The organism is Leptospira kanakyensis, from assembly GCF_004769235.1.
GTDB classification, from domain to species: domain Bacteria; phylum Spirochaetota; class Leptospiria; order Leptospirales; family Leptospiraceae; genus Leptospira_A; species Leptospira_A kanakyensis.
This window is the reverse complement of the sequence record NZ_RQFG01000005.1, coordinates 961,824-986,917: the sequence shown is the minus strand read 5'-3', so window position 1 is coordinate 986,917 and position 25,094 is coordinate 961,824. Positions and strand designations below refer to the sequence as shown.

Sequence of the window (25,094 nt, the reverse complement as noted above, 5' to 3'; positions counted from 1 at the left end):
GTGGAAATCCCTATTTCTTGGAATGATTCTGGTTTTGGGTTTCTTGTGTTTTGTCGCATTGGCAACCAACTTGCGGTTTTGGTATGTCTATCAGACTTCGGTTCATTCCAACCAGCCGACGGAAATCCCTGAAGCAGAAGTGGCGATTGTTCCTGGTGCCGCTGTCTATGGAAAAACTCCCTCACCCATTCTTATGGATCGTTTGGCTTGTGGATTGGATTTGTATCAGACTGGTCGTGTAAAAAAAATCTTACTCTCCGGGGACAATGGTAAGTCGGATTATAACGAACTTCGACCCATGTTGGAATTTATGTTAAATCATAAAGTGAAACCGGAAGATATCTTTGTGGATCATGCAGGGTTCCGAACACTCGATACTCTCATTCGCGCGAAAGAAGTTTTTCTTGTGAAAAAAGCCATCTTTGTCAGCCAATCTTTCTTTTTACCTCGTGCTATTTATTTAGGACGAGAGTTAGAGCTTGAGTTATACGGTTACGAATGCAATTTAAGAACATATAAAAAAGAAACCTATTATTCCTTCCGAGAATTTTCGGCAAGGGTTCTTGCTTGGTGGGACATCCAGTGGGACACACCACCCAAGTATTTAGGCAAACCTTATCCCATTGAAGGGAGTGGTGTTTCTACATGGAAAGGTTCCATTCCTGTTTCTTCACCTAAATGACGTTAACCTTTTATTCTAATTGAACTAGAATCATTCTATTTCAATACTCAGTTGATTCTTTTTTCGAAATTGAATGGAATTTCCGTCTAATACCGAGGGATACGAAAATTATATGATTCGTGTAGTAATTGGTTTTATCTTTAGTTTTTTATTTGTGAATGGTATTTTTGCAGCGGAAGTTACAAAAAAGAATATCGAGTTTTTTGTAGAACATACTACTAAAAATGTAACGGGTGTTTGTAACGAAATTCAAATGGATACCCCAAACATCCAAGTTTCGGGAAATCATTACATTTTAAAATCTCCCTTTGAACTGAAAATTCCTCTTTTGAAAATTACTTCTGGGGATTCAAACAGGGATTCTCATATTCAGGAAATTTTGGGATATCCAGATTCAACAAACATTCTTGTAAAAATTGAATCGGTACAACCAGAAAAGGATCAGACCTACACAATTAAGGGCAAATTGACCATTCATGGAAAAACAAAAGAATTTGTGACAGATGCTACGGTAAAACCAGAGAATCCGAATTCCCTTCTGGTCGATGGATCTCTTGTGGTTAAGTTTTCCGAATATGAATTAGAAAACCCTTCTTTACTTTTTATGAAAGCAAAGGATGAGATTCAAGTGAAGTATCATTTTCAGATTCGGTTGAAGTAAAGCTGGAGTAAACCAATTAAGGAAAGAAAACAATTTAAAGGATTGATTAACTTCCTAAAAGTTCGACCAAACGATTGTATTTTAAAATGATTCGTTTGGTCATCTCTTCCCCTTTTTTATTGATATCCGGATGGTATTTTTTTAAAAGTTCTTTGAATTTCTTTTTAACGTCGGTAATACCCGCACCCGGTTCTAAATCAAAAAAAGCCAGTAAGTCTTTGACTTCATCGGAAACTGTTTTTACGATTTTCTTTTTTTTCTTTTTGGTTTCTCGAAATCTACCATATAACTCGTAATAGGTTCTATCTCTAAATTCACGAGTGATGTCGCGGAAGTTGAGTATCTTTGTAGGGATCAGGCTTTTTAAATATTCATATAAAAATTCTTCCGCTCCAAACTCTGGATGGATTTCGAATTTTTCTAAAAATTGATGGATGGAACGTCTCACAAAGAAATCAATTTCGAATTTATCCATGAGATAAGAATCAACGGCATCATCATAATCAACGGTAGCCGCAGTCAGAAGTAATAATAGTTCTCTGTCTAATTTATGATTGGCGATTGTTTTTTGGATTAGGGTTTTATAAGATTCGCGAAGTTCATATAACGGACGTTCACTAAAAAAAATTCCTCCTCTCAAAAACTCTTCTGCGACTTCGTCTAATTCCAAACTCCAGGCGAGAAAATCAATTAGGAGGTCTCCATCCACTTCATGGAATCCTCCGGAAAGTGTCATTTGCGGTTTTGCCGCTTTGAATTGATAAACTTTGCGAAGGCATTCTTCCTTTCGGATTTCTAAAAGTTCAGAAAGCCTGTCGTACGACAAAAACCACAACATGGACTCAGAAACGTTTTGGAGTTCGAAGATCACATCGTGCAGAATTTGTTTGGATTTTTTTGTTTCTACTCTTTGGACCATAAAGAATCGACTCTAGAACCAATTTCAAACCGGGGCGACTTTTTTGCTAGTGAATCCTATTCCTTTTTTTGAACTGGAAGAATGAGCCACCATATTTCAGAACATCCTTCCTTACAACCGTTCGATATTTCCGAATACAAGGGAGTTCGAGGTAAAAATTTTTACGACATTGATCCCGCCTTACAACGAGTGGTTCACCGTTATTCTGAATCTTTTGCACCGGATCACAAAAAGGCAATGGAAGAACATATCCGAAAGTATGGGGAACTTGTAGGTGGGATTTTGGATGAACTCACGGAAGAATGCCACAAAGAAGGAAAGTATGGTGAAGTTGTTAAGTTTGATCGAACTGGCAAACGAATCGATTTTATTAAATATTCTGAAGAACAAAAATTAGCCCGAAAGATTTCTTATGATCACGGTGTGGTGAATTTAGACTTTCATCCTGAATGGAAATTTGATTTCACACATATTCATCGTTATGCGCTCACATATTTAATGAATATGAATGGAGAAGGTGGTGTTGCTTGTCCGTTGGCTATGACCGATGGAATCATCCTTGCACTGAAAAAAATTGGAACAGAAGAACAAAAGAAAAAATACCTCCCTCTGGTTGCGGGAAAGGGAAGTTCTTCTCATTTTATGGCTGGACAATATGTAACGGAAAGAGTGGGCGGGAGTAATGTTTCTGCCAATCGAACCATTGCAAAAAAACTTCCGAACGGCAAATGGGAGTTAACTGGTGAAAAATGGTTTTGTTCCAATCCAGGAGACCTTTGGGTCACTACTGCAAAGATGGAAGGAACCAATACTGTTGGTATGTTCCTTGTTCCTAGGATCAAAGAAAATGGGGAACTTAACGGGCACCATATCTTACGTAAAAAAGATATCATTGGATCTCGAGGAAAACTCACGGTAGAAATTATTTATGACAAAGTAGAAGCGGAAGAGTTTGGTCGTCCTGGTCATGGACTTGTGAATCTCATCCGTTACATCATCAAAACATCTCGATTGCATGTGGGGCTTGGTTCTAGTGGAAACGCAAGAAGGTCAGTGATGGAAGCATCTGAATATGCAAAGTTTAGAACCGCTTATGGGAAAAAGATTTTAGAATTTCCTTCCTTTACAAAGACATTAGCAGAAATGCAAATTTTGCAAACTGGAAATTGTTTTGTAAACTTTAGATCAGCTAACCTTTCAGAGAAAGGTGACGATGCTGCGGAAATTACTGTTCCACTTATGAAATATAAATCTTCTTCCCAAGCAAGTTATATCACTCAAAAAGCGATCTTAACTTTGGGTGGAAACGGAATTATTGGAGACTTTTCTCCTCTCCCTCGTCTGCACAATGATTCCATCATCAATGAAACTTGGGAAGGAACTCATCTCATCATAGCAGACCATTGTTTGCATGCCTTACAAAAACCAAAGGTTTATACAGCCTTCCAATCTTTGTTGGATGAACTAACAAAGTCTGTTGGGAATCATGGGGAGTTAAAGAACTCATTTGAAGTATTCCAAACCAAACGAAAAGAATTAGAAGATTGTATCAAAAATCAGTCTAAAGATTGGAAGGATATGAATCGGGTTTATATCGCTGATGTAACCTACCAAGTGCTTTTACTTGCTGAGTTTTTAGAACAAACCACTTACGATATAACAAATAAACTCCCGACAAAGTATCTGTATTTTGTTAACGGGTATGCCGAGATGGTGCGGGATGGACTCGAAGCACCTAGACAAAAAGAAGGAGTTTTCTTTGATCCTAAAGCCATGGAGACCTTTCTTTCTTTTTAATTAGTATGGAAAATTTTTTACTACTAGGAATTTGTTTTGGTTTGGGGTTGTTCTTCCGAAGACTTCCCCAGTTTCCAGAATCCACTCCTAAGGTTTTAAACGGATTTATCCTTTTTATTTCTTTGCCTTCACTTGTTTTGTATCATGTCCATGAATTAAAAGTGGATGCGACTTCCCTTTTGCCTTCGTCTATGCCTTGGGTAGTTTTTGGGATCGCTCTTGTATTTTTTCTTGGATTGTATAAACTGAAGTTTTTAAAATTCCATACCGCCGTTTGTTTGGTGTTAACTGCAGGTCTTGGGAACACTTCCTTTGTTGGGTTTCCATTACTTGAAACTTACTTAGGCAAAACTTCCCTTGGGTATGGAATTTTGGCAGACCAACTAGGAACCTTTATGGTTTTAAGTTTTCCCGGAATCATCTTAGCTTCGATTGCTATGGATGGGAAATGGGACTTTGTAACTCTCATCAAAAGAGTTTTGGGGTTTGCTCCCATCTATGCATTGTTTGTTGCTATTTTTACAAGGCAATTTGTTTATCCTGAGGCTCTCAAACTTGTTTTACTTCGTTTGGGTGATACTCTTACTCCACTTGCCTTGGTATCCGTCGGGTTTATGTTAGATTTACGAACTATTGCGGGTCACGGTAAGGTTTTGGCTCTGGGTCTAGGGTTTAAACTCATCCTCGCACCAATCTTTGTGTATTGGATGTATTCTCCTTTAAAAGAGGATGCATTACTCTACCAAACCATTGTTTTGGAATCGGCAATGGCTCCTATGGTCACTTCCACAGTCATCACAATTGAAAAAAATATTTCTCCCCATTTAGCAAGCCTTATGTTGGGAATTGGAATTCCTATATCTTTTGGCACCACATACGTTCTCAACTTTTTGTTGAAAGGAAACTATATTTGAACCTAAAATTTTTACTCTTACTAATCCTTGCAATGGTCTCTTGGGGAATCTCTTGGCCCATCGGTAAAATGATCGCAGGCACAGTTCCTGTTTCTGTTTTGGTGTTTTGGCGATTTTTAGCTACTTTTCTTTCTGTGATCCCTCTCCTTGTTGTGATGAAAATTCCCTTTTTACTCAAAACAGGAAAGGACTACTGGAATGTTCTTGTTGGTGGAATCATTTATACTTTTTACAATCAGTTCTTTTTTATGGGATTAAAAAATGGACTCCCCGGGGCTGGTGGAGTTCTTGTCACCACCCTCAATCCCATTGTTACTTTTTTTATAGTTGTCCTCGTACAAAAGAAACGAATTTCCAAACGCCAAGTGATGGGATTGTTTTTCGGGTTTATCGGTGGGCTTGTGATTTTACAAGTATGGAAGATCAGTATCGATTATTTATTGTTATCTGGGAATTTGTTTTTTTTGTTATGTTCTTTTGTTTGGGCCATCCTATCTCTTAACAGCCAATCCACAGGAAAATCTATGTCTCCTGTGACTTATAGTTTTTATGTTTATGCTGTTGGATCTATCATAGAACTTTTATTTTGTTTTAATGATCCAAGTTTTTGGAAGGTATGGGACGAAGGATTTTCCTTTTGGGCTTCCATCTTTTACTTAACAGTCATTTCGACAACCTTTGGAACTACCGTTTATTTTTATGCAGCAACTCGACTTGGATCCGAGATTGCCAGTAGTTTTATCTTCATTGTTCCTCTTTCTGCCTATTTGAGTAGTTATTTGATTTTGAATGAAGTGATACAAATTCCTGTAATCATTGGAGGTTCCTTAGCCATCCTCGCAGTGTATTTAATCAATTCGAAACAAAAAATAAAGGAACCAAACCTTTGAAAAAAACTACATCTTGGAAAAAAAGATTCAAAATTTGGTTATATAATTTTTATCCTCCTTATGTTGGGGCTGGGATTCGTATCAAAGAAATTGCTCCTGATTTTTCTTACTTTCGATCCGAAATGAATTTAAGATTCTATAACAAGAATTATGTGGGTGTTCATTTTGGTGGTTCTTTGTATTCTATGTGTGATCCATTTTTTATGTTGATCCTTTTGGAAAGATTGGGATCCGATTATATTGTTTGGGATAAAGCCGGCAATATGATCTTTGTAAAACCGGGGATGGGCAAGGTGATTGCCGAGTTTCGCATTCCTGATTCCGAAATCCAAAGGATCAAAGACGAAATCGATGTTAAGAAAAAAGGGGATTATTTATTCACCACTGATGTCAAAAACGAAGCGGGTGAGGTGATTGCGATTCTGGAAAAAACAGTTTATATCCGCAAACGGGGAAGGCTCCCCGTTCAGAATGGATAAGGATAAAAATAAGAAATAAAGGTCCCTGTTTCTTTTTTTTTATCCAATGATCTTAGTATTTTTTATCTTCGTCTTCTGGAATCATACTTGCGTAATATAGAAGTAAAGCATCGTTTTTGGAATGAACCACTCGATTGGATTCTTCAATCATCTTTCGTTTTTCCAAAATCCTTTTTCCTTTTTCCCAAACTTCTTCCGGATCTTTAGTAAGATAATTTCCATCATGGCGGGAAATAAAATCTTCAACTAACATTGTACTCTGTGAAACTTCGACGGAGAAATCGTTCTCCGCTAAAATTTTTGCCACAATTTGGTTTGGTAAAATTTTATGATACTGTTTCCAACCTTTGGTGATGCGGTAACTGAGTTCCAAAGTCGGATCTTCCGTATGCGCATATTCAGAGATAGGAATGGGATCACAAAACTCTACATACACATTGGAACGTTTTGCAAGAAATCCTGCCATTCCCAATTCTTCTGGCATATTACAAAACTGGTTATCTTCTGGAACGGTTTCATATGATACAGAGATGGGAACAATTACTATCTCTGTTCCTGAACTTCGGAATGCATTCACTGCCGTTGTTAAAAGTCCCGTTTTGACAGGAACAATTCCGCCTGTGCGAGAACGAGTTCCTTCTGGATAAACAAGAGAAGGAATCCCTTGTTCTAACATCACTTGTGAATAAAGAGTGAGGCATTCCAAATACAAACTGTTTCTGGTTCTTTCGCGATCCACTGCGTAGGCACCGAGTGACTTTAACATCCATTCCCAAAAAGGATTGGACATTAAGTTGATACCTGCCGCATAACGAGGAACAGGTAGTCCTAAGTGAAATAAGGAATAAGCAACTTCCACAGAATCTAAGTGAGATCTATGAGTGGGGGCATACAATAAATTGTATTTAGAAGACAATGCCTTCACTACTTCTGTTTTCCCGCCAACATGAGGAATCATAGATCCTTTCAAAAAACCACCAGAGAAAAGTCGAATGGGAGCTACAAACCGTAGAACAGATTCGCGAACTGTCGGGCTATAGTTGTCCGCAATTTCTGTTACATAAAATCGAACGAGTTCTTTAACAAGAGTGTTCTCTTCGTCTTTTTGGCAATTTTGGAATCGTTGCCATATTTCAAGTTCTGATGCAAATTTAACCTCATCCAACTTTTGTTTTTTACGAGTGGCTTTGGTGAGTCTTTTTTGCGTGGATTCAATCACGGCAGAAGATTGTTTTTTAACACGAGTCACGGTGCCTGGAACATTGCTAATGTGTTTTAAAATTCGATCCACAAGTAGGTTTTGAAAATCAATTCCTGATGTTAAGTTGAGTCCTACCTTCTTTTGAACCACGAGAGGAATGTTTTTTGATTCTGTTTTTTTACCACAAATCAAATCAATCAGTGAATCTGGTGGTTGTTTTCTAGTAAGAACATCGAATAAAGTTCTGTGTAAGGTAAATGGCAGGCGAATTTCATTGGCAAGTTCAATGAGAATGCTGAGTGCATAAGTTCCTTCTACGTTATCATGCCATTTGGTAGATTCTCTTTCGATAAAAGATCTTGGTGCAAAAAATATTTCGATTCGATCTTTAATACTTAGTTTCTCTCCACCTGACAAAAGTTCTCCGACAATTTTTTGTCCAAATCCTCTGTTTCTACTTTTGTTACTGGTTGCCGTTGTGATAAAATCGGCAAGGCCTGATCTTCCCATCACTGTATCGGGTCTTGCACCATAACGCATGGCAAGGTCTCTTACTTCTTGAAATCCTACGGATAAAATTTCACCCAGTAAGTTGGATCCATATCTCGGAAGAAGAGAAACAATCCCACTGGCAATGGCCATTGGGTTTTTGGCAACTCCTACAATTTCCATTCCTACAACATCATCGGTAACAGATGTATTGATAAAATTTGAAGAGAGAACATCAGCTAGATACTCAGAAGTCTCTTTTTCATAAGATCCAATATTAAAAAAACTAAATTTCTCATCTAAGATTTCCCCGAGAAGGGAAGGGCCATTGACAACTGCAACAGATGCGTTTGAAAAAATTCTTTCTTTTAAATAATTTTGTAAGTATTGCGAATAAGTAATGAATCCTGTTTTTTTTCTGTTTTTAGAATCCAGAATTCCTTTTGTTAAAAAAGAAAAAACATAACTATTGGTGGGTTCTAAAACTTCCAAAAGGGCGTGGACACTGTCCAAAAAAGATCTGGAAGGAACTGCCACATGGAAAACCCAATCATCTCGTCCAAAAGCATCCAAACTGGAGACTATGTCGATATGATCAGGAAGGTCAATGGTCTTTCCCATAATTTCTGTTTGGCGGCGTTTCTTTAGAACCTCTACCAATTCTTTGTCAGGAATCCAGAGAGTGATGGGGTCGAACTTCTGTGCCAGTACGGAAGCGATGATGATACCCATGGGGCCGCTTCCCAGAACTGCTTGTTTTAAGTCGTTATAGGCTATTTGCATAAAAAATTAACAATACGAATCGAGGGGAAATCTCACTTTATTTGTTTGCTTGAAACGATTCGAGTCTATCGAAAAAGTATCAGGAGAGTGTAAATCGTCAAGTCACAATGATTCGAGCTGGTATTGTATTTTCAAGTCTAACCGTGATCCCGGCCCTCTTTGGCTGGTATCAACTCTGGCTCGGTCTCACTCGGCCACAAGAGATCAATTTGGCCATTGCATTACTTGTTTCTTTCCTTTGGGTGACAGAACTTTTTCCTCTCTATGTCACGGGTTTTTTAGTTTTATTTTTAGAATTGGTCTGGTTACTTCCCGCTTGGGGACCAGGTGCCCCAAAAACGATTACTTTCCTATCTTGTTATTTTTCTGAGACCATTTTACTCTTCTTAGGTGGCTTTGTCATTTCTTCAGCAATCACATCTTATGGATTGGATTCTGCCATCGCTCGTTTTGTGATCCAAAAAACGAAAGGTTCAGCCTTTTTACTTGTACTTTCCCTGGGTTTTGCCACAGGTTTTTTATCTTGTTTCATGAACAATACTGCTACTGCGGCCATGATGCTTGGTCTTGTTTCTTCGATGATGAAGTCTTTAGAAGAGAACAATCCTTTACGAAAATCACTTCTCTTCATCGTTCCTTTTTCTGCAAACCTAGGTGGGATCGGAACACCAGTGGGAACACTTCCCAATGTGATTGGGATTGGATATTTACAAGAAAGAGGATTGGAAATTGGATTTTTAAACTGGATGGCCTTTGCCTTTCCAGTATTCATTCTTTCTGTTTTAGCACTTGCTATACTTTTGTACATTGTGTACTTAAAAAAGGACAAATCTGAACTTTCAATCGCATCAATTCAAATTTCTGACTCTAGTTTATCCGTTTCGAAGAGAGATCGTTCGATTGCTTTGGGTATCATCACGATCACCATTTTAGGTTGGATCAGTTCTGACCTACATGGATTTTCCAACGGAACCGTTGCACTATTTCCAATCATTGTATTTTTTGGGTTTCGACTTTTAGATTTAAAAGAATTCCGGAACTTGTCATGGGATGTTTTGATTTTGATGGGAGGGGGAATTGCTCTCGGAAAAGCCTTTGAAGAAACAGGTCTTGCAAAACATTTTGTCGAATTGTTTATGTTAGGTGAATCGAATCAATTGGGTTTGTTTTTATTTTTTTCTATCCTTTCTCTAGGACTTTCTTGTTTTTTAAGTAATACCAGTGTCGCCAATCTTATCCTTCCTATTACCATGGGTTTGCCAACTCATCTCATTTTGCCTGCAGCGATTGGGGCCACCATCGGAGCTTCCCTTGCCATGCCACTCCCCGTATCCACACCTCCCAATGCGTTGGCTTTCAGTTATGGTGGAATCAAAAGTTTTGAGATGTTAAAAGTTGGTGGAATCATTTCTATCGTCGCTTGGATCTTTTTTGTGACTCTCGGGGGCCTTATTTTACATATCTTAGGAATTGTCGATTTTTCTAAGTTTTAAAAAAAAGACTTTTCCTCTCCTTTCCTTCCATTAACCTACTTTCGAATTATGCGAACTTTTCGATTTCTGATAATTTTCACATCTTTTGTCTCATTTTCTCTTTCCTCTTGTTACAATTACATGAGCGAAGATGTCCCTATCATTTCTAGACCAGACTTCAAACAACAAATTGGAATCCTTACCATCAAAGTTTCTACTCCGGAAAATGATAAAACCAAACGAGAAATTACGTCTATTTATACTAGGTATCTAATGGAAACGGGATATTTCGGAAGAGTGTTATCAGACGGAGTGAGGGCCAACCACCATATCGATTTATATACCAGTGAAGTAAACGAATATGAACATTTTTGGATTTCTTCCATCTCCACCTTGTTTATGTTAGGTACTGCTGGATTATTACCGTCTATTTATTCTAAAGAAAGAGTCCTTCATGCCGATTTTTACATAAACGAAAAACTTGTAGGACGAGAGAAATACAGACAAAAACATTCTACACTATTTGGAATTCCCTTTATTTTTATCTGGGAAGCTGGAATCAAAGAGGCGAAAACAATTCATTTTAATAAAGAAAAGAATCTAATCCACAATGTGGTGCAAGATTACAATCGTTACTTATAGGAGATTCTATGAACTTTTTTACCAAAACAAACTTTTTCACAACTCAACTTAGAACAATAACCATTATTTTTGTTTTTAGTTCCTTTTCTTTTGTTTGTAAAACTCCTGAAGTCAAAAAAGCTCCTGTTGTTGAGGAGAAAAAACCGGAACCAGTTGAAAAAGTAGTCGAAGCACAAGATCCTAAATTAGCATTTTTAGAAAGTATAGAAGATGGTAGAGAACTTCCCGAATCTGATAAATGGAAGGTAGAACAGTATGATGTATTCACAGAAGATACTTTCCCTTCTTATGCTCCAGCAAATACAAATATTGATTTCGCAAAAGTCGATTATCCACTGTTAAATGCTGCAATCTTTTATGTAAGTTCTAAAGAAAGAAAAAATCTGGGTTTGCGTCCGTTTAAGTATTCTGAAAAATGTGAACAGGCGGCCTTTGGCCATGCTCAAGACATGGTCACTTATGATTTTTATTCGCATACTAGTACAGTGAATGGAAAGGAAACTTTACGAGATCGTTTGGATTTGGTAGGAATCACAGATACTTACTCTGCAGAAAATATTATCAATTCATTTGGAATACAATACCAAGGAGGGAGGGCGGTTTTTACACCTGCGCAAAATGGGGGAGCTTTTTTCAGTTATACAAAAGCAGGAGCGCCCATTCCCAATCATACTTATTTAAGTTTGGCAAAAGCTGTCGTTGAAACTTGGTTTAATTCGCCAGGTCATAGAAAAAATATTCTCAATCCAGAATTTTCTTATATGGGCGCGGGCACTTCCTTTTATAAAGATAAAAAGTTTTATGATATTGATAAGGTAAAAGCTGTACAAGTTTTCACAGCAAAACCTTAAAAATTAAAATATAGATTCTGTTTAGAATCATTCGAACGTTAGGAAGTTGTTTTATTGGACATCAATGAATTTTATTTTTTGGCAAAACTTGCAGCGGAATTAACTGATTCAAAAATTTCGTTAATCACGATCCTAGAGGAAAAGGAACCAAAATCGATTGCTGAATATGGAATTTTGTTGGATCAAATTCCTTCTTTCGTATCTTTATCTGTCGAATTGTTGGGTAACACAAAAGATCTTGTTGTTTTTGAAAACTTAGAGTTAGAACCAAATTTTAAATCCACACATCCAACGTTAAAAAATTTCCCGATTCAATTCTTTATTGGGATTCCTTTGCTTTCAAAAGGAAAGGAGGGAATCCTTCTAGGTTTTCTTTTGGTTTTTGATGAGAAATCAAAAGTTTTGAACGAAAACCAAATGAAATTACTTAAAGAAATTTCTTTGAGAGTTTTGGATCTGATCAGCCAAAAACAAAATGAATTACCCATTAGCGAATTGATTTTGCAAGGAAGGAATCCTGGTGATTCCGCTTTATCTGTATATGGATCTAACGAAGCAATCACTGAAATCAAAAAAATAGAAAGGGAACTGCGAGCTAGTGAAGCTGCCTTCCGTGGAAATTTTGATAATGCTGCGATTGGTATGGCTCTATTGGATGAACATGGCAAATGGCTCCGAGTGAATCAACGGGTTTGTGAAATTGTAGGTTATACAGAATCAGAACTCATGCAGTTGACTTTTCAGGACATCACTCATCCTGAAGATTTGCTGGCCGATTTAACTTATTTGGAAGAACTAGTCGCTGACAAACGAAAGTTTTATCAGATGGAAAAAAGATATTTTCATAAAAATGGAGATATCGTGTACATCATTTTAGCTGTATCGATGGTAAAAAATGATGAAGGTAAAGTTCTTTATTTCGTATCTCAAATCATAGATATCACAGAATGGAAGTTAGTTGAACAAAAACTTAAAATTACCTTAGCAAAAAACCAAGCTATTTTGGATGCCAGTACACTTGTTGCCATCATTAGTACTGATACAGAAGGTATTATCACCGAATTCAATCATGGTGCTGAAAAAATGTTGGGATATTACGCAGCTGAACTCATTGGAAAGTTCACACCTCAGATTTTTCATATAGAAAAGGAAGTTGAAAAGAGAGGAAAGTTACTTTCCAGTGAATACAATCGGCAATTTGAAGGATTTGAGATATTAACTTACAATGCAAAAATTGGAAAACCAAATACCTTAGAATGGATACATAAACGAAAGGATGGATCTACATTTCCCGTTCTTTTGTCTATTACTGCAGTCAAACAAAACGATAAAATTTCTGGTTATCTTGGCATGGCGGTTGATATTTCTGAACTTAAAAAAGCAGAAGCAGAAATCAAATCATTGCTCGACATTACTAGCGAACAAAACAATCGGTTAAAAAACTTCACAAACATTGTTTCTCATAATCTAAGATCTCATAGTTTTGGAATTAGTGGAATGATGGATATACTCCAAAGAACATATCCCGATTATTTTCAGAATGAAATGATGTCTTTGTTACTCGGAGCTACAGAAAATTTAAAACGTACGATTGAAGATTTGACCGCAGTCATTAAGGTGAATTTAGCTCAGGAAAATTATGAGTTGATCGACATTGAACAAGTAGTTCAGAAAAATTTAGAAAGTTTGGCCCTTCAAATTTTAGAATCAAAATTAAAAGTCGAAGTGAACTTACAGGACCAATGTTTTGTGCGTGTGATTCCAGCCTATTTGGATAGTATTGTTTTAAATTTAATCACCAATGCCATCAAATACAAAGCAAAGGATCGAGATAGTTTTCTAAGAATCTCCGGAATTCGTAAAAATCGATTCATAGAAGTTCAATTTGAGGACAATGGCCAAGGAATTGATCTAAAAAAACATGGAGATAAACTCTTCGGCATGTATAAGACCTTTCATGAAAATAAAGAGGCAAGGGGAGTTGGATTATTTATTTTAAAAAGCCAAATAGAGACGATGGGAGGAAAAATTGAGGTTGAAAGTACCGTAGGATTGGGTACAAAGTTTACTGTATTTTTACCCTATGAATGAAATTAATTTAGCCTGTGTTGTAGAAGATGACCCTGTTCATCTTTTTTTGACAAAACAAGTCATCACCCTATCCGGAATGGTAAAACAAACTGTAGTTTGTCAAAATGGAAAAGATGCTTATGATATGCTTGTCTCTCGAATTTCTAGTTCGGAATCTTTACCTGATTTGATTTTATTAGATTTGAATATGCCAATTTGGGATGGTTGGCAATTTTTAGACGAAATCACTTCTATCTCTCTAGATCAAAAAATTACCATTTATATTGTTACTAGTTCTTCTGACGAAGATGATATGCGTAGGGCAGAGAAGTACAATCTCAGCAACAACTACATAGTAAAACCCATTACCTTAGAGAAACTAAAAGAAATTATTTACGCAATGAGTTGATTTTTACTTCGAAGCCATTTTGACTACGATATCAAATTCTTTCTTTGTCACAGGTTGGATCGATAGTCTTGACCCTTTTTGAGTCACAACCATTTTCTCGAGTCCCTTCATGTTACGAAGTGTGTCCAAAGGAATTAATTCTTTAAATTTGGTATGAGGTTTTAAGTGCACTCCATACCATCTGGGTTCTGTTCCTTTTAATTTTGGATCAAAGTATTTATGGTTTGGATCAAACTGGTAAGGGTCGGGGGTTGCTTCTTTCGCAACTTCGGCAATTCCTACAATCCCTGGTGGATCGAGTCTACTGTGATAAAATAAAACCAAGTCACCTAACTTCACTTCATCGCGAAGATAATTACGTGCTTGGTAATTTCTAACACCTTCCCAATACGAGAGTTTTTCTCGTATTAGGTTGTCGATGGAAAATACATCTGGTTCTGTTTTAAAGAGCCAATACTTCATCTGTGCTTTATGCAGAGTAAGCTGGTTTTGTTGCCGAACTACCTTTTCCTTTTTTGGATCCTATTCCCGATTTGGAATCAGCGAATTTATCAAAAGAAGGTTGGACAATGTTTGTTAGTTCTTCGGCATCAATCGTTTCTTTGGCAAGAAGGGCTTTGGCAATCGCATCCAATTTCTTTTGGTTCTTTTTCACCAAGTCGCGACCTTTATCGAGACAAGTTTGGATGATACGTTTGACTTCTTGGTCAATCATGGCTGCAAATTCTTCAGAGTAAGGTTTGCTAGTATGACCATAGTCTCTTCCCATAAACGGTGAGGATTCTCCTGATCCGTAGTGGATGGTTCCGAGTTTTTCAGACATTCCCCATTCACAAACCATACGACGAGCAATGTTTGTTGCTTGTTGGATGTCGTTAGAAGATCCATTGGAAGGATCACCAAAGATCAGTTCTTCGGCAATGTATCCACCCATCGACATCACAATTCGATCCAAACAATAGTTTTTACGATAGGAATGTCTGTCTTCGACAGGAAGGGATTGGGTAAGACCAAGGGCACGTCCTCGAGGGATGATGGTTACTTTATGAACTGGTTCGGTATACGGCAGTAAGGTGCCAAGTAACGCGTGGCCTGCTTCATGGTAAGCTGTCATTTCTTTCTCTTTGTCAGAGATAAACATAGACTTACGTTCTGGTCCCATCATGACCTTATCACGAGCTTCTTCGAGTTCTTCCTGGGTCACACGTTTTTTGTTACGACGTGCGGCAAGAAGGGCTGCTTCGTTGATGAGGTTAGCAAGATCCGCTCCTGTAAATCCAGGAGTTCCACGTGCAATTGAGTTAAGAGATATATCAGATACTAAAGGTACTTTTTTAGCATGGACTGCTAAAATTTCTTCACGACCCTTGAGGTCAGGAAGATCCACAATCACTTGTCTGTCAAAACGACCAGGACGAAGGAGGGCAGGGTCAAGGACATCCGCGCGGTTTGTTGCCGCCATCACAATGACACCTTCGTTCATTTCAAATCCGTCCATCTCGACTAACATCTGATTGAGGGTTTGTTCTCTTTCATCATGTCCACCACCGAGGCCTGCCCCGCGAAGGCGACCTACAGCATCAATCTCATCGATAAAGATGATACAAGGTGCATTCTTTTTTCCTTGGTCAAAAAGATCGCGGACTCTCGATGCTCCCACACCCACAAACATTTCGACAAAGTCAGATCCAGAAATAGAGAAGAAAGGAACACCCGCTTCCCCAGCAACCGCTTTCGCAAGTAAGGTTTTACCAGTTCCTGGAGGACCAACAAGAAGAACTCCCTTAGGAATTCTTGCACCAATGGCTTGGAATTTTTTTGGATCTTTTAAGAACTCAATGATTTCAAGTAATTCAACTTTTGCTTCTTCACAACCTGCGACATCGTTGAATGTAACTTTGACTTTTGGATCCACATTCATTTTGGCACGAGACTTACCAAAGGTAAATGCTTTGTTGCCTGATGCTTGGAGTTGGCGCATCATAATGAACCAAATGATACCGAGAGCAAATAACCAAGGAATGATGCCGGAAACAACACTCCAAAATTTATTTTCTTCAGTGGATTTCGCAGTGAAACTAAGGCGCGACTTACGAAGTTTGGTCACCAAATCATCGTTTACTTGTGCTACGTTTGTTTTGAAGAGTTTTGGTTTGTTGTCCTTACTGTTTTCAGGAATGTACCAACCTTCAATGAGCTCTTTATCAATGACGATTTGTTGTTTGGCGGAAGTTTCCTTTCCGTCTTTGGAGGTAATTTTCCCAATTGGCTTTTTCCCTTCGATGGGTTCCACCATATTCAAAAAATCGGAATAACTGATTTCGTCGGGTTTACCGGCGAAGTCCTGACCTTTATAAACCGTTGCCAAAATGACAAGGAATACGAGCAAAAATAGAAATACGGTTTTGATGTTTTTATTCATGTAAAGACTTCTCGATGATTAGACTGAAATCAAAGGTGATATTTCTGAATCACTTCGTCAATATCCCCCATGGATATGGAACGAATCGCCGCTTCGGCGTCATTGATGATCTGTATCAAACTCAGGTTCTCTAATGGCTCAAAATCTTCACGTAAAAATTCTTCTCTTTTTTTAGGATTGAAGGCTGAATTAAGAACGCCGATCCGAATTCGTATAAAATTGGGGGATCGTAATGAGACAGAAACCGAGTTGACCCCAGGGTTGACGTCGTTTTCTCCACCTTTGGTGACTACGATTTGGCCCAGTTCAAGGCCTACGTCTTCGTGGATGACAACGATATCTTTTACCTGGATTTTTAAAAAGGAGGCAATGTAGAGAACCGACTCACCGGAAAGGTCACTGAAGGTTTGTGGTTTGAGTAAAACCACTTCGTCCCCTTCAAAATCACCACGACCGATGAGAGATTTCTTTTTCTTTGTTTTGATTTCGATGCCAATGTTGTTCGCGATGACATCAAGAATCTTAAAACCAATGTTAGATCGATTGTTGTTATATTTATCGCCAGGATTTCCCAGCCCTACAATTAACTTCATTGGTTCTTAAAAGAGGATCTTATTTCTTTCCAGCTTTTTTCGCTGCTGGTTTGCCTTTAGCGTCAGCTTCTGCTTTTTCAGCACGTTCTGCAGCTAAGATCGCTTTTGTTTTGCTACAAGAAGCAACGATCGGATCACCATTTACAAGGATTTCCCAAGATGCTGGGTGAGGAAGTTCGGAAACTTTAATCATACCTCCGATATCCAATCCACTTACATCAATTGTGATTACGTCAGTTAAATCTTCTGGAGTAGACTTCACTTTGATTTCGTGAACGAGGTGTTCGAACTGACCACCAGCTTTAGAACCTTTTGCTACACCAGATGTTTTGATAGCAACTGTTGTTAGGATCTTTTTACCAGGAGTTACTTTAAAGAAGTCGATATGACGGATTTGACCTGTGTGTGGAAATCTTTGGATTTCTTTTACGAAAACTCTTTCTGTTTTACCATCGAGTTCGAGGTCGATGAGAGTTGCCTTACGGATTCCAGAGTCGATGAGTCTTTGAATTTCTTTTTCGACAACACTTGCCGATCTTGCTTCACCGTTTCCGATGATGTTCGCCGGTACTAAACCTTCCACACGCATTCTTCTTGCAGGACCTTTTCCTTTAGAAGTTCTTGTTTGTGCTTTGATACTGATTTTTTCCATGATTATGTTCCTTAAAGTTATGAAAACAGACTAGAGATTGATTCTTCGTTATGAATCCGCTCGATGGCTTTAGCAAAGAGTGGGGCGATGGAGAGCGTTTTCAAGTGATTTATTTTTTTGGTCTCCGGAATGCTGATAGAATTTGAGAGCACAATTTGTTTGAAGTTTCCTTCATTCAATTTGGCCGGTGCTTCTCCGGAAAGAACTCCGTGAGATGCACAACATAATACCGATTTTGCTCCATTTTGGTACAGGGCAGTGGCCGCTTTCGCAATTGTTCCACCGGTATCGATCATATCATCAAGTAATAAGCAGTTTTTATCTTTGATTTCACCAATGACATGCATCACCACAGACTCGTTAGCTTTTGGTCTGCGTTTGTCAATGATGGCAAGAGATCCGTTTACTTTTTTACCAAAGTTACGAGCTCTTTCCGCTCCACCAGAATCTGGAGAAACAATCACGAGGTCTTCCATATTGAGAGAGTTAATATACTCAGCAAGGACTGGTGAAAAATACAAATGATCCACAGGAATGCGAAAGAATCCTTGGATTTGGTCAGCATGTAAGTCCATTGTAAGGACACGATCTGGACCAACAGTTTCGATTAAATCGGCAACCATACGAGCAGAAATCGGAACCCTTGGTTCTACCTTTCTGTCTTGGCGTCCATATCCATAATAAGGAATGACTGCGGTGATACGGCGAGCCGATGCTCTTCTTGCAGCATCAATGATGAGTAAAAGTTCCATCAAGCTGTCGTTAGCTGGATAGCTTATGGACTGAACCACAAACACATCACGGCCACGTACGTTTTCTTCGATTTTTACAGAACTTTCTCCATCGGAAAATCTTTTGACTGAAATTTGGCCGTTCGGAATGCCCAAGTGTTTACAAATTTCCTCGGCAAGAGGTCTATTTGCATTTCCAGAAAATACAACTACTTCGCTGGGATTCATACTCCAACCAACCCTTTATCTATATATTGTTTTGCGAGAGCTAAATCATCAGGAGAATTAATACCGTGGCTTTCCAACGCATTTGCCAAAGTTTTTGCTCCGACTTTTTTTCCCAAAGATCTAAAAATTTTGATCACGTCTGTGAGGTAATATTCTTTTTGAGCATTGTGATTACCAATTTGTTTCAAAGCACCAAACAAATCTTCCGTATTGAAACAATACGTTCCTGTATTCACTTCGTTCACAACTTTCTCTTCGGCACTCGCATCTTTTTCTTCTACAATGCGTAGAAGGCTACCGTCATCGGCAGAACGAATGATACGACCATAACCTGTTGGGTTTTCCATCTTTGCAGAAAGAACAGTCGCAGAGTATCCATTGGATTTATGAAGTTCTATGAGTTCAGAAAATGATTTTGCAGAGATAAGTGGTGCATCTCCGCAAGCCACAACCGTATATCCTGTGTAAGGTGCTAGTTGTGTCTCAGCGGAAAGAACAGCATGACCTGTTCCCAATTGTTCTGTTTGTTCTGCAAATTCCACACCGGGAAATGATTTTGCGATATCGGTAACGATATCTTTGCGGTAACCGACAACGACAACTTTGCGTTCGATGCCGGCGGATTCGATATTACGAAGAACGTGGAGTAAAAGTGGAGATTCGTTCAGTACAACCGCAACCTTGGGAAGTTCACTCTTCATTCGAGTTCCTTTCCCCGCCGCCAAAATAACAGCAGTTACAGTATTATGTAGGTTCATCGTTCGTTCTATCGGATCTTTTAAAACTGGCTGGCCTGCTAGGATTCGAACCTAGGGAATGGCGATACCAAAAACCGCTGCCTTACCGCTTGGCTACAGGCCAGTTTCTAAAAAGAGAACGTTCGAAATTCCATATCGGGAAATCGATTGGAGACAATGCGAAGGGCTTCGTCTCTTTCTCTATCCGAAGGATAAATGCCATAAAAGCAAGAACCCGAACCCGATAAAGAAGCATAGACTGCTCCCGACTCAAAAAACCCTAATCTCAATTCCTTTAGTAAGGGTTGGGTCTGAAAAGCGATTTTTTCAAACTCGTTCTCAAGCCTGTTTTGCAGGTATGCCCAATCCCCGACTTGAAGACTTCGAATTAAATCCTCTGCCAGAGATTTCCATACTTGGGAACCATAGGGTTTTTGTAAACTTTTTTGAAGGCCTGCGTACATAGATGCGGTGGAAAGTCCGAAGGGAGGGATGGCCAAAATCCCTGTTCCCTTGGCTACAGAAATGGGTTCGAGCACCTCGCCGATCCCACTCACAAAACAAGGAGAGGATTGTAGGAAAAAAGGGACATCGGCCCCGATGGACTTCGCCAGGGAAATCTGATCTTCCTTGGAAAGTTTTGTCAAAGGGAAGAGTTCCTTTAAAAAAGACCCAGCATTGCTACTCCCTCCACCAATTCCCCCTTCAGGAGGGAGATACTTTTGTAAGTGGATGGAAATGGAAACAGGGTGAGAAAGGTAAGTGACTAACTTTTGAAAGGCCTTATAGAGAATGTTTCTAGTGAAATCTCCTCTTTCGGAAACTTCTTCGAATTTCGAATGTCGATAACCCTTTAGGTGATTTTCGGAAACGAGATGGAGCACAGAGTTTGAACCTTCTGGTAGAGGGTTTACCTCTATATCCATCGGATCTCCCAAACTAATGGGAACAAAAACACTACGAATTTCGTGGAGCCCGTCCTCTCTTTTGTATGGAACAAACAAACCAATGTTAATTTTTCCAAACGAAATGAATTTTGAAGTCATACTAAGATAACGAATGGAGATTTGGTTTTGAGGGTGCTACCGATTGTAAGTGCAATTGGATGGAAGTTTTGATTTCCTCTGGTTCTGAAACAAAAACAGAAGTCCCATATCCTAAAATGGTTTGGATGAACCAATTTTGATCTCTGATGGGAGCTTGGAATTCTCGATAATTAGAATCACCAATTTGTTTTTGGTTACCCGTCGGCGTAAGTTTTAGTTTCATTCCCAAATGGTAAGAGGCTCCATCCGTGATCCAAAGTTTTGCAATTGCTTTGTTTTCGGAATCGGCACCAAACAATTGTTTGAATCCTTCTAGGAATTCTCCTGCTGTATCAGGTAGGGTTGGGTATTTTGAATCAGCAATGTTCAGGTCTAAAATATAATCCAACCGAAATGACCTGAATCCTTCTTTTTTCAAATCATAAGCCAATAGATAAGAATCATTTTCTTCCCAAAACAACCAAGGAGCTAAAGTTCTTGTTTCTTTCTCTTGTGTGTCTCTTTTCCAGTAAACAATTGTTAGTGTTTTTTTCTTATTAATGGCTTCAATGATGGTTTCTTTTGTTTTTTGGTAGGGAGACCAATCACCGGAAGGAATGACAGAATCTATTTTGTTTAAAATTGATTTTTTGACTTTAGAATCTTCGGTTTTTGTATCTCTGATTAACAAAGAACGAAGGAGAGACCATTCTTTTGGGGAAAGTGGAAGTGCGGAATCAACGGCAATGGGGAGTCGGATTTTTACTTTCTCCCCATCAAAATCTAAATCCACAGCATCGGTTGGTGAATAAGGATACATCTCAATCATATACAACTCACCTAAATCTTTTTTGAGAGCTGCGATTGATTTGTGACCCGTTACGCTTTGGATTTCTTCTAATCCAAGACCTTCTGGATGTGAAGCCAGAAGGCGGATTAAATTTAATTTGGAAGCGGCCCGAGCAGTGGATGGATTCATTATGCTTCTAGAATTACTTTTAATTCCTTAGCATTTGATGCACATAATGATTGTTTTTCGATGTTTTTTGCTTTTAGGTGTCCACCAGTTAATCTTTGGCTCACAACACTTGGTCCAAAATCAATGATCGTGTTAATGGCACTGTCATTAAAAATAGGAGCAATCGCCAAATCCCAGTAAAGTGGCTCAATGAGAACCATCTTAAAAAGGATGTCACGAAGGTTTCCATCTTTTTGTAAGTTGTGACCATCGTAGATACTGTATACAGGAACTTTTAGATCAGCACCAGTATATGGGAATGGAACCACAGATGCATCTTCTGCATTGAATTTATCAAGTGATGTTTCCATAAATGGGCAATGGAAAGGTGCAGTTGTTTTTAAATATACAAACTTAAATTTCTTTTCGTCCATCTCTGCTTTCCATTGTTTACGGAATGCAAGTAGAGAAGAAGGAAGTGCAGAAAGAATCATAGAATCTGGAGTGTTGTAAAGAGAAATGAAAACTGTGTCTTGTCCTTTGAGTCCAAGAGAGTCATTTGTTTTTTTCACTCTTTCTTCTAATTCATCTTTTGTATAACCAATCACCGCAACCATTGGTGCTGGATTTTTATCTCCATTGGCTTCGTTTTCTTTGACTACTTCTTCCGAAACAACAAAGTTAGGATAAACTTTTTGACCGTTAAATCCAAGATAAAACACAAACTTTAAGAAGTCAGAATATGCCTTTAAAAAATCAGCTCCATCTTTTCCAAGACCAACAAGAGCAGAAGCAATGACCCCTTGGCTATGTCCACTGACAGCACCTGTTGCTTTGATGAGTTCCACTGTTGGGTAACCACGTTTTGAAACTAAAACGTAATTGGCAATTTGGGTCATAAAGATACCCGGAACAGAAATCGGTGCGCGCGCTAGATAATCTTCAGAAGGAGCGCCATCTGGATTTTCGATCCAAGATTTGAAATCAAATCCTTCATTGAGAAGGGGACTTTTGCCATCACGAGCGGCAATTTCAGCAATGGTTTTGAAACTTGTTTCGAAAAATTCTTTGAGTTCTGGTTCTGCGTATAATTTTACGAGTTCTTTTAGATAAGGTGAACCCTGTCCTCCAAATTGAAGGAAAAATTTTTGTGAATTTTGGAGAGTGGCAGTAAGGAGTTTGGCCGATGTCATTTAATCTTCCTGAGATATGATTTTTCTGTTACCGTACAGACGGGACTTCCTAGAACAAGGAGAAAATTCAAGGGAGGATCCTAAGAAAGGGAGCAGATTTTTGCATTGGTTTGCTTTGGAGAGTGAATTTCCGGGGAAAGTCAATGGGATTCGAATGTCAGATTCGAAGGAAGGTGAGTTAAATTGGATCTTCAGTGGCGAAGGAAAGCGGGTGAAAAAGGTAAGTCGGTTACTTTTTCCAGTGACTTTCAAAAGAAAGCCAATGGCGAAATCAACTTAGTTTCAAACGATAGCCAGTTTCGAAAGAAAGTCCCTCACCAAAGCGAGAGACTTTCCAAATCGTATTAGTTGCCCAATTAAGCGGCTTTACTTTGTTCGAGATTGGATTTAATGCGTTCGTGATCCAAGGCGAGGAGGACGGTATTCTCAAAATAGGTAGAAAAATCGATTCTGCCGGAAGAATAGTCTTCGTGGAGAAGGGCTAAAAGAAGATAGAACATAGATCCTCCTGGTGGTTCCGAATCTATTAATGCGACATAATTCGGAAAGTCTTTTTCGATCAAAGAGTTACAATGAGTGTCGACCGGTTTGCAAAATTTTGAAGGAAAATAATCCCCGATAGGCGAGATTCGGGATTTCCTCTTTACAAAGTATTCATTTCTCGTCTCTTACGAGCGTATGTTTGTCTCGCTCGCTCCCATCGATTATTCCATCTTATTTGTTTTTATTGGGTTTATGGTTCTGATTGGGTTTCTTCTTAAGAAATCCATGAACCAATCGAGCGATTTTCTCCTGGCTGGGCGAAAGATACCCAGTTGGATTACGGGGATTGCTTTTATTTCCGCCAATATATCCGCATTGGAACTGCTCGGGATGAGTGCGAGTGGTGCCGAATATGGTTTTTTGACCTTCCATTTTTACTATTTAGGTGCGATCCCCGGTATGATTTTTCTTGGGATCTTTATGATGCCATTTTACTATTCTTCAAAAATCAGAAGTGTACCGGAATATTTACGTTTTAGATTCAATCGACCAGCACATCTTTTGAATGCATCCATCACATTGTTATCGTTAGCACTTGGATCAGGGATTTATCTTTATTCTTTATCCTTGGTGTTTGAAACAATGTTTGGTTGGAATCCTCATGTATCGATTCTTTTTAGTGCCTGTATTGTTTTGGTTTATACATACTTTGGAGGACTTAGTTCTTCGATTTATACAGAGGTGATGCAATTTTTTCTAACCGTTCTTGGTCTTTTTCCTTTAGTGATTATCGGTTTAACAAAGTTAGGTGGATGGGATGGGCTGATGCAAAAAATTCCGAATTCACATAAACATATGTGGGTAGGACTCGCCAATGGACAAAATGAACTCGGCTGGGATTTGTTAAGTGTAACAGTGGGACTTGGTTTTGTATTATCTTTTTCCTATTGGACTTGTGGGTTCACAGAAGTACAAAGAGCAATGGCTGCAAAAGATTATAGGGCTGCAAGAAGAACTCCTCTTATTGGAGCTATGTTTAAATTGTTTTTACCTTTTTTGACCGTCATACCAGGGTTAATTGCCTTAACTGAATTTTCAAAAGAGATGAATGGAGAATATAACAAAAGTTTTTTAATACTGCTAAAGAATTTTTATCCTTCTGGGATGCTCGGTCTTGGAACCACTGCTTTACTTGCCGCATTTATGGCAGGTATGTCTAGCTCCATTACGGCAATGAATACCATCTTTACTTATGATATTTATCAAACCTATATCAATCAAACTAGAGAGGATAAGGATTATTTAAAAATTGGAAAACTTTGTACAATGTTTGCGGTATTGTTTGCTATTTTTGCATCTTACATAGCGATGCAATTTGAAAATATTATGAACTACATCCAGTTATTATTTTCCTTTTTTAATGCTCCGCTAATCGCTATATTTTTACTCGGAATGTTTTGGAAACGTGCTTCTGCTTGGAGTGCCTTCTACGGAATGTTACTGGGAACAACGAGTGGGCTCGTTCATTTTATCCTATATTCATTGGGGATAATCGATTACAAATCGGATATGGTTTCTAACTTTTATGGAGCTATCGTTTCTGGAATGGTTTGTTTTTTAACAATGGTGATTGTTAGTTTGATTGAAAAAGAAGACCCAAATAAAGACTTACACGGTCTCGTTTATTCCGATCGGGATCAAACAAATCCATTTTGGGATCCACGAATTTTAGCCTGGGGGGTTGGACTGATTGTCCTTCTTGCAGGGTTTAATATCGTTTTTGCATAAAGATTTATACGTACGTAATAAAATA

General features: G+C 38.5%; 25 protein-coding genes and 1 tRNA gene. 13 read left to right on the top strand and 13 right to left on the bottom strand.

The annotated features are described in order from the left end of the window. Positions 1-22: 22 nt before the first annotated feature. The gene (locus EHQ16_RS05220) at positions 23-682 is read left to right on the top strand and encodes a SanA/YdcF family protein (RefSeq protein ID WP_208742232.1); all 660 of its coding nucleotides are present in this window, start codon (positions 23-25) and stop codon (positions 680-682) included. 112 nt (positions 683-794) lie between these two features. After that, positions 795-1,343: a YceI family protein gene (locus EHQ16_RS05215; protein WP_135634971.1), complete on the top strand. Its 549-nt coding sequence runs from the start codon at positions 795-797 to the stop codon at positions 1,341-1,343. A gap of 46 nt (positions 1,344-1,389) precedes the next feature. On the opposite strand, the gene EHQ16_RS05210 is transcribed toward EHQ16_RS05215, so the two are convergent. After that, entirely contained in the window at positions 1,390-2,262 is an 873-nt protein-coding gene (locus EHQ16_RS05210; protein ID WP_135634973.1) for a molecular chaperone DnaJ, read from the bottom strand. 81 nt (positions 2,263-2,343) lie between these two features. On the opposite strand from EHQ16_RS05210, the gene EHQ16_RS05205 reads away from it, so the two are divergent. From EHQ16_RS05205 to EHQ16_RS05190, 4 genes are read left to right on the top strand one after another with little or no spacing between them, the layout of a single operon-like run. Beyond that, positions 2,344-4,059: an acyl-CoA dehydrogenase family protein gene (locus EHQ16_RS05205; RefSeq protein WP_135634975.1), complete on the top strand. Its 1,716-nt coding sequence runs from the start codon at positions 2,344-2,346 to the stop codon at positions 4,057-4,059. A 41-nt stretch (positions 4,060-4,100) separates the two neighbouring features. Next, positions 4,101-4,973 carry an AEC family transporter gene (locus tag EHQ16_RS05200; RefSeq protein WP_244241934.1) on the top strand — a complete coding sequence of 291 codons (873 nt, stop codon included), beginning with the start codon at positions 4,101-4,103 and terminating at the stop codon, positions 4,971-4,973. Continuing rightward, positions 4,970-5,863, top strand: a complete 894-nt coding sequence (locus EHQ16_RS05195; protein WP_135634979.1) for a DMT family transporter — start codon at positions 4,970-4,972, stop codon at positions 5,861-5,863. The genes EHQ16_RS05200 and EHQ16_RS05195 overlap by 4 nt, the downstream gene beginning before the upstream one ends. Beyond that, positions 5,860-6,342 carry a DUF4442 domain-containing protein gene (locus EHQ16_RS05190; protein ID WP_135634981.1) on the top strand — a complete coding sequence of 161 codons (483 nt, stop codon included), beginning with the start codon at positions 5,860-5,862 and terminating at the stop codon, positions 6,340-6,342. Before EHQ16_RS05195 ends, EHQ16_RS05190 begins: the two co-directional genes overlap by 4 nt. A gap of 52 nt (positions 6,343-6,394) precedes the next feature. Here EHQ16_RS05190 and EHQ16_RS05185 read toward each other — a convergent pair whose 3' ends face one another. Continuing rightward, positions 6,395-8,815 (bottom strand): 1-acyl-sn-glycerol-3-phosphate acyltransferase, encoded by a 2,421-nt coding sequence (locus EHQ16_RS05185; protein WP_135634983.1) that lies wholly within the window; start codon positions 8,813-8,815, stop codon positions 6,395-6,397. 107 nt (positions 8,816-8,922) lie between these two features. Between EHQ16_RS05185 and EHQ16_RS05180 the strand changes: the two genes are divergently transcribed. The 5 genes from EHQ16_RS05180 to EHQ16_RS05160 all read left to right on the top strand — a co-directional run bounded on the left by EHQ16_RS05180 (position 8,923) and on the right by EHQ16_RS05160 (position 14,259). Continuing rightward, positions 8,923-10,308, top strand: a complete 1,386-nt coding sequence (locus tag EHQ16_RS05180; RefSeq protein WP_135634985.1) for an SLC13 family permease — start codon at positions 8,923-8,925, stop codon at positions 10,306-10,308. 120 nt (positions 10,309-10,428) lie between these two features. Continuing rightward, positions 10,429-10,929, top strand: a complete 501-nt coding sequence (locus EHQ16_RS05175) for a hypothetical protein (protein ID WP_135634987.1) — start codon at positions 10,429-10,431, stop codon at positions 10,927-10,929. A gap of 8 nt (positions 10,930-10,937) precedes the next feature. Then, complete coding sequence (locus tag EHQ16_RS05170; RefSeq protein WP_135634989.1) at positions 10,938-11,780, top strand: CAP domain-containing protein; 843 nt, start codon at positions 10,938-10,940, stop codon at positions 11,778-11,780. Positions 11,781-11,834: 54 nt separating this feature from the next. Further along, complete coding sequence (locus EHQ16_RS05165; RefSeq protein WP_135634991.1) at positions 11,835-13,871, top strand: PAS domain S-box protein; 2,037 nt, start codon at positions 11,835-11,837, stop codon at positions 13,869-13,871. Next, on the top strand, positions 13,864-14,259 hold the full coding sequence (locus EHQ16_RS05160; protein ID WP_135634993.1) for a response regulator: 396 nt from the start codon (positions 13,864-13,866) through the stop codon (positions 14,257-14,259). The genes EHQ16_RS05165 and EHQ16_RS05160 overlap by 8 nt, the downstream gene beginning before the upstream one ends. 3 nt (positions 14,260-14,262) lie before the next feature. Here EHQ16_RS05160 and EHQ16_RS05155 read toward each other — a convergent pair whose 3' ends face one another. The 10 genes from EHQ16_RS05155 to EHQ16_RS05110 all read right to left on the bottom strand — a co-directional run bounded on the left by EHQ16_RS05155 (position 14,263) and on the right by EHQ16_RS05110 (position 22,798). Then, positions 14,263-14,721, bottom strand: coding sequence for an EVE domain-containing protein (locus tag EHQ16_RS05155; protein ID WP_135634995.1), 459 nt, complete (start codon positions 14,719-14,721; stop codon positions 14,263-14,265). A gap of 7 nt (positions 14,722-14,728) precedes the next feature. After that, positions 14,729-16,681, bottom strand: a complete 1,953-nt coding sequence (gene ftsH / locus EHQ16_RS05150; protein ID WP_135634997.1) for an ATP-dependent zinc metalloprotease FtsH — start codon at positions 16,679-16,681, stop codon at positions 14,729-14,731. A 29-nt stretch (positions 16,682-16,710) separates the two neighbouring features. Then, on the bottom strand, positions 16,711-17,274 hold the full coding sequence (gene pth / locus EHQ16_RS05145; RefSeq protein WP_135576212.1) for an aminoacyl-tRNA hydrolase: 564 nt from the start codon (positions 17,272-17,274) through the stop codon (positions 16,711-16,713). Between the two features lie 19 nt (positions 17,275-17,293). Next, on the bottom strand, positions 17,294-17,926 hold the full coding sequence (locus EHQ16_RS05140) for a 50S ribosomal protein L25/general stress protein Ctc (RefSeq protein ID WP_135572291.1): 633 nt from the start codon (positions 17,924-17,926) through the stop codon (positions 17,294-17,296). 17 nt (positions 17,927-17,943) lie between these two features. Then, on the bottom strand, positions 17,944-18,885 hold the full coding sequence (locus tag EHQ16_RS05135; protein WP_135634999.1) for a ribose-phosphate pyrophosphokinase: 942 nt from the start codon (positions 18,883-18,885) through the stop codon (positions 17,944-17,946). Continuing rightward, positions 18,882-19,643 (bottom strand): sugar phosphate nucleotidyltransferase, encoded by a 762-nt coding sequence (locus EHQ16_RS05130; RefSeq protein ID WP_135635001.1) that lies wholly within the window; start codon positions 19,641-19,643, stop codon positions 18,882-18,884. Before EHQ16_RS05130 ends, EHQ16_RS05135 begins: the two co-directional genes overlap by 4 nt. Before the next feature lie 27 nt (positions 19,644-19,670). Next, positions 19,671-19,746 (bottom strand) — tRNA-Gln (locus EHQ16_RS05125). Positions 19,747-19,750: 4 nt separating this feature from the next. Further along, complete coding sequence (locus EHQ16_RS05120) at positions 19,751-20,668, bottom strand: 4-(cytidine 5'-diphospho)-2-C-methyl-D-erythritol kinase (protein ID WP_135635003.1); 918 nt, start codon at positions 20,666-20,668, stop codon at positions 19,751-19,753. 1 nt (position 20,669) lies between these two features. Further along, positions 20,670-21,626, bottom strand: coding sequence for a WYL domain-containing protein (locus tag EHQ16_RS05115; protein ID WP_135635005.1), 957 nt, complete (start codon positions 21,624-21,626; stop codon positions 20,670-20,672). Continuing rightward, positions 21,626-22,798 (bottom strand): ACP S-malonyltransferase, encoded by a 1,173-nt coding sequence (locus EHQ16_RS05110; RefSeq protein WP_135635007.1) that lies wholly within the window; start codon positions 22,796-22,798, stop codon positions 21,626-21,628. The genes EHQ16_RS05115 and EHQ16_RS05110 overlap by 1 nt, the downstream gene beginning before the upstream one ends. Before the next feature lie 183 nt (positions 22,799-22,981). Here EHQ16_RS05110 and EHQ16_RS19470 point away from each other — a divergent pair, with 183 nt between their 5' ends. Then, on the top strand, positions 22,982-23,146 hold the full coding sequence (locus EHQ16_RS19470; protein ID WP_167482632.1) for a hypothetical protein: 165 nt from the start codon (positions 22,982-22,984) through the stop codon (positions 23,144-23,146). 8 nt (positions 23,147-23,154) lie between these two features. Here the strand turns inward: EHQ16_RS19470 and EHQ16_RS19465 are convergent, their stop codons facing one another. Beyond that, positions 23,155-23,298 carry a hypothetical protein gene (locus EHQ16_RS19465; protein WP_002972181.1) on the bottom strand — a complete coding sequence of 48 codons (144 nt, stop codon included), beginning with the start codon at positions 23,296-23,298 and terminating at the stop codon, positions 23,155-23,157. 178 nt (positions 23,299-23,476) lie between these two features. Between EHQ16_RS19465 and EHQ16_RS05105 the strand changes: the two genes are divergently transcribed. Further along, positions 23,477-25,069 (top strand): sodium:solute symporter family protein, encoded by a 1,593-nt coding sequence (locus tag EHQ16_RS05105; RefSeq protein ID WP_135635009.1) that lies wholly within the window; start codon positions 23,477-23,479, stop codon positions 25,067-25,069. The last annotated feature ends 25 nt before the right edge of the window (positions 25,070-25,094 follow it).